Genomic DNA, 7,214 nt, shown 5'->3' on the forward strand with positions numbered 1-7,214 from the left:
CCAAGGAGTCCGTGCCCATGACGGCAACCCGCGAACTGGGCCGTTCCGGCCTGCATGTACGTCCGCTCGCCTTCGGTGGCAACGTGTTCGGCTGGAGCGCCGATGAGAAGGCCAGCTTCGCCCTGCTGGATGCCTTCGTCGATGCCGGCTTCAACCTGGTCGATACCGCCGATGTCTACTCGGCGTGGGTGCCCGGCAACCAGGGCGGCGAATCGGAGACGCTGATCGGCAAGTGGTTCGCCCGCAGCGGCAAGCGCGACAAGGTGGTGCTGGCGACCAAGGTGGCCAAGTGGGCCGAGCGCCCGGGCCTGACCCCGGACAACATCAACGCCGCGGTCGAGGATTCGCTGCGCCGCCTGCAGACCGATGTGATCGATCTGTACCAGGCCCACGAAGACGACGAGTCGACGCCGCTGGAAGCGACCCTGGCCGCCTTCGGCCGCCTGATCGAAGCCGGCAAGGTACGCGCCATCGGTGCATCCAACTACAGCGCCACGCGCCTGGCCGATGCGCTGAAGGTGTCCACCGACTACAAGCTGCCGCGCTATGAAACCCTGCAGCCGGAGTACAACCTGTACGACCGCGCCGGCTACGAGACCGCACTGGAACCGCTGGTACAACGCGAACAGATCGGCGTGATCGGTTACTACGCCCTGGCCAGTGGCTTCCTCAGCGGCAAGTACCGCACCCCCGCCGATGCGTCCAAGAGCGCTGCGCGTGGCGAGACCGTGGTCAAGCGCTATCTGAATCCGCGCGGCCTGCGCATCCTGCAGGCCCTGGATGACGTGGCCAGCAAGCACACTGCCAGTGCCGCACAGATCGCACTGGCATGGCAGATCGCCCGGCCGTCGATCACCGCACCGATCGTCAGCGCCAGCAACGTTGAACAGCTGCACGACCTGCTGGCCGCGGCCAACCTGTCGCTGAGCGTGCAGGACATCGCGCAGCTGGATGCCGCCAGCGCCGAAGGCTGAGTGCCGAAGGGGTCAGATCCGTTTCCGCTGGAAAGGGATCTGACCCCGGCTCCACTACCGGACGCAGTGTCGCGATCGGGCATTACGTTGATGGGCACGAATCCGCATACTCGGGCACGCCGGTAGCGCATGCGCAGCCGCCGGTTTCATTCCAGGGTGGAGAGTGATGGACGTGGTCAGCCGCCAGAACATCCAGCGCATGCAGGCCGAGCAACAGCAACAACAGCAGCGCGTCCAGCACGAAATCCAGATCATCGCAGCCAGCGGCGGCATGTGATCCGTGGATCCACACCATGCGTGGATCTGGGTACCACCGCGAATCGGTTTGCCGGTCATTCGCTGGCGGACCAGCGGACGCCGCCGTTCAGGGACACGGGTCACGATTTCCTTCTGCGGTCAGAGGTCGATCACCACCAAACCCAGCGTTCGAAATCACAAAGATGAACGTGGCACCTCTGGGTTGCCTCAGAGGACCGATCGCGAGACGGATCAAGGCTTTCAGCCTTGGCTTCCATTTGCGTTTGTTAGAAATACATGTAAACATTTCTAACAAATCTTGGAGGGAATCCTCCCATGAAAGCCACCCACGCCATTCGAGAGCGAATCGCCGCCCAGCCTCCCGGCGAGGCGTTCACGCCTGCCCTGTTCGCGGGCATGGGCTCGCGCGCGGCGATCGACATGACGCTTATGCGCGAAGTAAGGGCCGGCACCATTGAGCGCCTTACGCGCGGCGTTTACATCGTTCCCAAGCCCTTGGGCCACGGTTTGAAGGCGACGCCGTCTGCGGAGTCGGTAGCCAAGCTGCTCGCCCAAGAGGGCGAAACGATCGGCGTGCTCGGCGCTCAGGCCGCTCAGCGTTTCGGCTTCTCAACCCAGATGGTGGTTCGCGAAGCATTCGCGACCACCGGCCCCACCCGCCGCCTGCAGTATGGCAAGCGCACGCTTGAGCTGAAGCACGTATCCCCGCGCAAGATGGCGCTCGGTACAGGTCCCGCTGGACAGGCCCTGCTGGCGCTGTGGTACCTGGGAAAACGCGAAGTGACCCCCAGTACGTTCAAGGTACTGAAGAAGAAGCTTGCCCCGCTGGAGTTCCAGCGTCTGAGCCAGGCGAAGTCGGTGATGCCGTCGTGGATGGCAGAAGCCATGGCCGCTTATGAATCAACGGAGAACAAACATGGATAGTTATTTCGGGCTCGACAAGGAGACGCAAGGCGCCTTGTTGGAGTCGGCTCTGAATCAAGGTCATGGCCCCAACGCCGCGGTTCTGGAGAAGGACATCTGGCTGTGCCTGGTACTTCAGGAACTGTTCTCGATGCCTAATGCCTTGCCGATGGTATTCAAGGGTGGAACTTCCCTTTCCAAGGTCTACACCGCGATAAGCAGGTTTTCGGAAGACGTGGACGTGACGCTTGACTGGCGCAAGCTGGTGACTCCCCCCGTAGACCTTGGCGCGTTGAGCAACAATGCGATCAGGAACTTGTCCGAGCAGATCCAGGCAGCGCTGGAGAAGTACCTGGAAGACACGCTTCGCCCTGCACTGGAAGAACAATTGAAGCGCCATGCCGATGTTTCAGTTGAGTTCGCGCGAGACGACGAAGGCAAGGAAATCAAGAAGGATGCACTCGTTGTCCATTACCCTAGTGCTGCCGACTACGGCAATGGTTATATCCGCCCCAGTGTTCTGATCGAGTTCGGCGGGCGCAACGACATTGAACCGGAAGAGGAAAGGATAATCGCGCCCGAAGTGGCCACACTTTTCCCCGGCATCCGCTTTCCCGAAGCGAGGGTCACCGTGCTCTCGCCGATTCGCACCTTCTGGGAAAAAGCCACGCTCGCACATGACGAGGCACACCGGCCCGTGCAGAAAAAGCGCTCGTCCGAGCGACAGTCCCGCCACTGGTATGATCTTTTCCGATTGGCGGACCACAACATCGGAAGGGAAGCACTGGCTTCGCGCACGATTCTCGAACAGGTTGTCGCCACAAAGACACGATTCTTCAAGTACGCATTCAGCAGATACGACCTGTGTTTGAAAGGTGAATTTCGAATCATTCCGGATCAAAGCGCATTGTCGGAACTTCAAGCTGACTACGTCACAATGACAAACGCGAGCATGTTCTACGGCGACCCGGTTGACTGGGCCAGCGTGGAAAGCCGCCTCCGGGCCTTGGAGAAAGAGATCAACACCGCAATCTTTCCTTCGCAGCCGGCAATAGAGGCAACGTGATTTCGACGCTGCGCCCTGCGTAGTGGGACTCTTTAGAGTCCAGGTTTTGTCGTAGCGGCTTTTGCAGCGAGCTGTGGGGCACAGGCGGCCGGCGTTCCAGCCATTGGCAGTTCGCCGACGCCGCCTGCCTCAATCGTGTTCGATGCCGCACCAGCTCGGGAAGGTCAGCCTGCGCAGGCATCGCGCGTGGCCTGCGGCGTCACGGGTCAGATCCCTTTCGCTGACCCCAGGCCCGGCCTCTGCCAGAACACGGCCGATCAGCGTGGCACGCTGTCCTCGGCCACCAGCGCGTGGTGCACGCCGATCCCCGCACGCACGCCCTCGGCGGTGGCCAGGGTGATGTTGCCCACGGTGGTCGCATCACCTGCCGCGTACACGTTCGGCACCGAGGTCTGCTTCATCGCATCGACGTCGATCAGCACGCCCAGCGGGCTCTCCGCCAATGCGCAGCCCAGCTGCTGCACCAGCGGCGTGGCCATCGCCTGGGTGGCCGGCACGAACAACGCGCGCTGCGCGACGCGGCGGCCGTCGGCCAGTTCCAGTTCCAGCCAGGTCGGCTGCTCGCCGTGCACGCCCAGCACCGGTGAGGTCTCGATCTGCACGCCACGCTGCTGCATGGCGGCCCGTTCCTCGTCGCTGATCGGCAGGCCCTGGCTGAAGAAGGTGACATTGCCCCAATCGGCGAACAGCGGCGCCTTGGCGGCGGACAGCGGGTGGCCGCCGAGCAGGCCGATTGCGCCACCACCGACCTCATAGCCGTGGCAGTAAGGGCAGTGCAGCACGGTGCTGCCCCAGCGCTCGGCCAACCCAGGCAGCGCCGGCAACTGGTCGACGATGCCACTGGCCAGCAGCAGCTTGCGCGCCGCCAGCACCTGGCCGTCGGCAGTAGCCACTTCAACGCCATCGGCGGTGGTGCGGGCCTGCACCGCTTCGGCAGTCAGCCAGCGCACGTTGGGGTAGTCCAGCAGCTGCTGGCGCGCGGTCTTCAGCAGCTCGGCGCCGCTGATGCCATCCAGCCCCAGCACGCCATGCGAATGGCTGGCGAAACGGTTGCGCGGCTTGCCGGCGTCGATGATCGTGAGCGGACGCCGGGCGCGCGCCAGGATCAGGCCGGCGGCGATGCCGGCATGGCTGCCGCCGACGATGAGCACATCAGGATTCATGGTGACCTTCCAGGGAACGGTGATGGGCGAGGTGGCGGGCGAAGTCGGCACCGAGCTGGTCCAGCGTGGTCGCCTGCAGCCGCTGCTCGAGCAGGCGCTGCGCTTCGCGTACCCCTTCGAGCAGGGCGCTGTTGACCAGCTGCTGGATCGGGCAACCGCCTCCGGAATCGCGGATGCCGGCCTGCACCAGCGGCGGCGCGCCGACCGCCAGGTAGACGTCATGCAGGGTGATCGCCGCGGCATCACGGGCCAGGTGGCTGCCGCCGCCGTGGCCACGCGTGCTGCGCACCAGGCCAGCCTTGTGCAACTGCGCCAACAGGCGGCGGATCACCACCGGATGGGTCGGCAGGCAGGACGCCAGCTGTTCGGAGGTGCGCGGTTCGGCATGGCCGACCAGATGCGCCATTACATGCAGGGCGTCGGAAAGCGGGTTCGCGGATTTCATGTAACAACAATAGTTACATTTAAATCCCCTGTCGAGGGTCCGCATTCGTTCCATATGGACACATTTGTCCTATGAAATGTTTCCTTCACATCGCTAAACGAAACGCGAATGTGATCAACGTCGCACTTCAGAGGCGAGGGCATCCGGTCGATACCGCATCGCCCCTTCCCGAGAGCCCCTTCCCATGAATGCGTCTGTCCGTGCACCTCGCCTGCAGTCCAAGCTGCTGGGCGCGGTTTCCGTTGGTCTGGCCGTGGTCCTGTTGTGCGCCCTGGCAGGCTTGGCGTCCGCCTGGTTGAAGCTGTCCACCGAGGTTCCGCCCGAAGTCGCGCACAGCCGCGATGCCGAACGCCTGCAGCGCGAATTCCGCGGCCAGGTACAGGAATGGAAGAACGTGCTGCTGCGCGGGCACGATGACGCCCTGCGCCAGCACCACCTGGACGCGTTCGACGGCGAAGGCCGCCTGGTCGAGCAGCTGGCCAAGGGCCTGGCCACCAGCCCGGACCCTCGCACGCGTGAACTGGCGCAGGCATTCAGCGGCCTGCACGCGCAGCTGCAGCAGGATTACCACGCAGCGCTGCAGGCATTCGCCGAAGCCGGGTATGACCCGGCCGCTGGCGACACCCTGGTGCGCGGCAAGGATCGCCCGGTGGCGACCGCACTGGATGCGCTGGGCGCGCAGGCTACACAGGTGGCCGAAGCGGCACTGGCGGCGCGTTCGCACCAGGCCCGGCAGACCCTGCTGCTGTGCGCGGCGCTGACCGTGCTGGCTGCGGTACTGCTGCTGGCCGGCCTGGCCTGGTGGCTGCGGCGCGCCGTGGTGCAGCCGGTGCTGGCGGTGGAAGCGGCCGCGCGCGCGGTCGCTGCCGGCGACCTGCAGCATGTGGTGCAGGTACGCAGCCGCGACGAGATCGGCCGTCTCGCGCAGGCCATGCAAGCGGTGCAGTCGACCCTGCGCGGCGTGCTGGATGCACAGGCCGCGATGGCGCAGGCGCATGATGCCGGCACCATCAGCCACCGCATGGATGCCAGCGCCTTCCCCGGCGCGTTCGGCACCATGGTGGCCGACAGCAACACCCTGGTCGATGCGCACATCCAGGTGAAGATGCGCGCGATCTCGATCATGGGCCGTTATGCCATCGGCGATCTCAGCCAGGACATGGAACGCCTGCCCGGCGAGAAGGCGGTGATCACCGAAGCGCTGGACGCGGTCAAGCACAACCTCGGCGCGATCAATGGCGAGATCCGCCGCCTGGCCGGCGCCGCCGCGGCCGGTGACTTCAGCCAGCGCGGCGACAGCGCGCGCTTCGAGCATGACTTCCGCGCCATGGTCGATGGCCTGAACCGGCTGATGCAGGCCACCGAACTCAACCTCGGCGAGGTCTCCGGCATGCTGCGTGCAATCGCCGATGGTCGCCTGGGCGCGCGCATGCACGGCGACTTCCAGGGCGTGTTCGCACGCATCGCCGGTGACGCCAACACCACCGCCGCACAGCTGGCGACCATCGTCACCGACATCAAGCACGCCTCCGGCAACATCCACACCGCCGCGGCGGAGATCGCCGCCGGCAACAACGATCTGTCGCGCCGTACCGAGCAGCAGGCGGCCAACCTGGAAGAAACCGCCGCATCGATGGAGGAACTGACCTCGACAGTGCGCCAGAACGCCGAGCACGCACGCCAGGCCAACCAGCTGGCGATCGGCGCGTACAGCGTCGCCTCGCAGGGCGGCAACGTGGTCGGCCAGGTGGTGGCGACGATGGGCGCGATCGAAACCTCGTCGCGGCAGATCGCCGACATCATCAGCGTGATCGATGGCATCGCCTTCCAGACCAACATCCTGGCACTGAACGCGGCGGTGGAGGCCGCGCGCGCCGGTGAGCAGGGCCGTGGCTTTGCGGTGGTCGCCAGCGAAGTGCGGACGCTGGCACAGCGTTCGGCGGCAGCGGCGAAGGAGATCAAGACCCTGATCGAAGCTTCGGTGGAACAGGTTGGCCATGGTGCGCAACGCGTGCGCGAGGCCGGCGACACCATGGCCGAGATCGTGGCATCGGTGCAGCGCGTGACCGACATCATGGCCGAGATTTCCGCCGCCTCGCAGGAGCAGAGCGCGGGTATCGAGCAGGTCAGCCAGACCGTGATCCAGATGGATGGCACCACCCAGCAGAACGCTGCGCTGGTGGAAGAAGCCAGCGCCGCCGCGCGCAGCCTGGAACAGCAGGCGAACCGCCTGATCGATGCCGTGGATGTATTCGACCTGTCGACCACGGCGGCGGCGAAAGGCGCGCTGGCACAGGCAGCCTGATTGATCCGGTTGCCGGCCAGCGGCCGGCACTACCTGTGCGAGGAACGGTAGTGCCGGCCGCTGGCCGGCAACCCAAACGAAAAGCGGTAGTGCCGGCCGC

General features: G+C 65.1%; 7 protein-coding genes. 4 read left to right on the forward strand and 3 right to left on the reverse strand.

Features of this window, described 5'->3' with window-relative positions; translation table 11 throughout:
- The first annotated feature begins 17 nt into the window (after positions 1-17).
- Positions 18-974: an aldo/keto reductase gene (locus Q0P60_RS10880; RefSeq protein WP_294992647.1), complete on the forward strand. Its 957-nt coding sequence runs from the start codon at positions 18-20 to the stop codon at positions 972-974.
- Positions 975-1,056: 82 nt separating this feature from the next.
- Here the strand turns inward: Q0P60_RS10880 and Q0P60_RS10885 are convergent, their stop codons facing one another.
- Positions 1,057-1,269: a hypothetical protein gene (locus Q0P60_RS10885; protein ID WP_294992649.1), complete on the reverse strand. Its 213-nt coding sequence runs from the start codon at positions 1,267-1,269 to the stop codon at positions 1,057-1,059.
- Positions 1,270-1,547: 278 nt separating this feature from the next.
- Between Q0P60_RS10885 and Q0P60_RS10890 the strand changes: the two genes are divergently transcribed.
- Positions 1,548-2,156 carry a DUF6088 family protein gene (locus Q0P60_RS10890; RefSeq protein WP_294992651.1) on the forward strand — a complete coding sequence of 203 codons (609 nt, stop codon included), beginning with the start codon at positions 1,548-1,550 and terminating at the stop codon, positions 2,154-2,156.
- The gene (locus tag Q0P60_RS10895; RefSeq protein ID WP_294992654.1) at positions 2,149-3,201 is read left to right on the forward strand and encodes a nucleotidyl transferase AbiEii/AbiGii toxin family protein; all 1,053 of its coding nucleotides are present in this window, start codon (positions 2,149-2,151) and stop codon (positions 3,199-3,201) included. Before Q0P60_RS10890 ends, Q0P60_RS10895 begins: the two co-directional genes overlap by 8 nt.
- Before the next feature lie 257 nt (positions 3,202-3,458).
- Here Q0P60_RS10895 and Q0P60_RS10900 read toward each other — a convergent pair whose 3' ends face one another.
- Both Q0P60_RS10900 and Q0P60_RS10905 read right to left on the reverse strand, forming a co-directional pair.
- Entirely contained in the window at positions 3,459-4,364 is a 906-nt protein-coding gene (locus Q0P60_RS10900) for an NAD(P)/FAD-dependent oxidoreductase (protein ID WP_294992658.1), read from the reverse strand.
- A complete protein-coding gene (locus Q0P60_RS10905) occupies positions 4,354-4,809 on the reverse strand; it encodes an Rrf2 family transcriptional regulator (protein ID WP_294992661.1) in 456 nt (151 codons plus the stop codon). Before Q0P60_RS10905 ends, Q0P60_RS10900 begins: the two co-directional genes overlap by 11 nt.
- A gap of 184 nt (positions 4,810-4,993) precedes the next feature.
- Here Q0P60_RS10905 and Q0P60_RS10910 point away from each other — a divergent pair, with 184 nt between their 5' ends.
- Positions 4,994-7,114, forward strand: coding sequence for a methyl-accepting chemotaxis protein (locus Q0P60_RS10910; RefSeq protein WP_294992664.1), 2,121 nt, complete (start codon positions 4,994-4,996; stop codon positions 7,112-7,114).
- The last annotated feature ends 100 nt before the right edge of the window (positions 7,115-7,214 follow it).

Origin of the sequence: uncultured Stenotrophomonas sp. (genome assembly GCF_945952405.1) — a bacterium.
Lineage (GTDB): Bacteria > Pseudomonadota > Gammaproteobacteria > Xanthomonadales > Xanthomonadaceae > Stenotrophomonas.

What these genes read in the sequence shown, in the direction of transcription:
- Q0P60_RS10880 (WP_294992647.1), top strand. Translation starts at nt 18, where the DNA reads ATGACGGCAACCCGCGAACTGGGCCGTTCCGGCCTGCATGTACGTCCG.
- Q0P60_RS10885 (WP_294992649.1), bottom strand. Translation starts at nt 1,269, where the DNA reads ATGGTGTGGATCCACGGATCACATGCCGCCGCTGGCTGCGATGATCTG.
- Q0P60_RS10890 (WP_294992651.1), top strand. Translation starts at nt 1,548, where the DNA reads ATGAAAGCCACCCACGCCATTCGAGAGCGAATCGCCGCCCAGCCTCCC.
- Q0P60_RS10895 (WP_294992654.1), top strand. Translation starts at nt 2,149, where the DNA reads ATGGATAGTTATTTCGGGCTCGACAAGGAGACGCAAGGCGCCTTGTTG.
- Q0P60_RS10900 (WP_294992658.1), bottom strand. Translation starts at nt 4,364, where the DNA reads ATGAATCCTGATGTGCTCATCGTCGGCGGCAGCCATGCCGGCATCGCC.
- Q0P60_RS10905 (WP_294992661.1), bottom strand. Translation starts at nt 4,809, where the DNA reads ATGAAATCCGCGAACCCGCTTTCCGACGCCCTGCATGTAATGGCGCAT.
- Q0P60_RS10910 (WP_294992664.1), top strand. Translation starts at nt 4,994, where the DNA reads ATGAATGCGTCTGTCCGTGCACCTCGCCTGCAGTCCAAGCTGCTGGGC.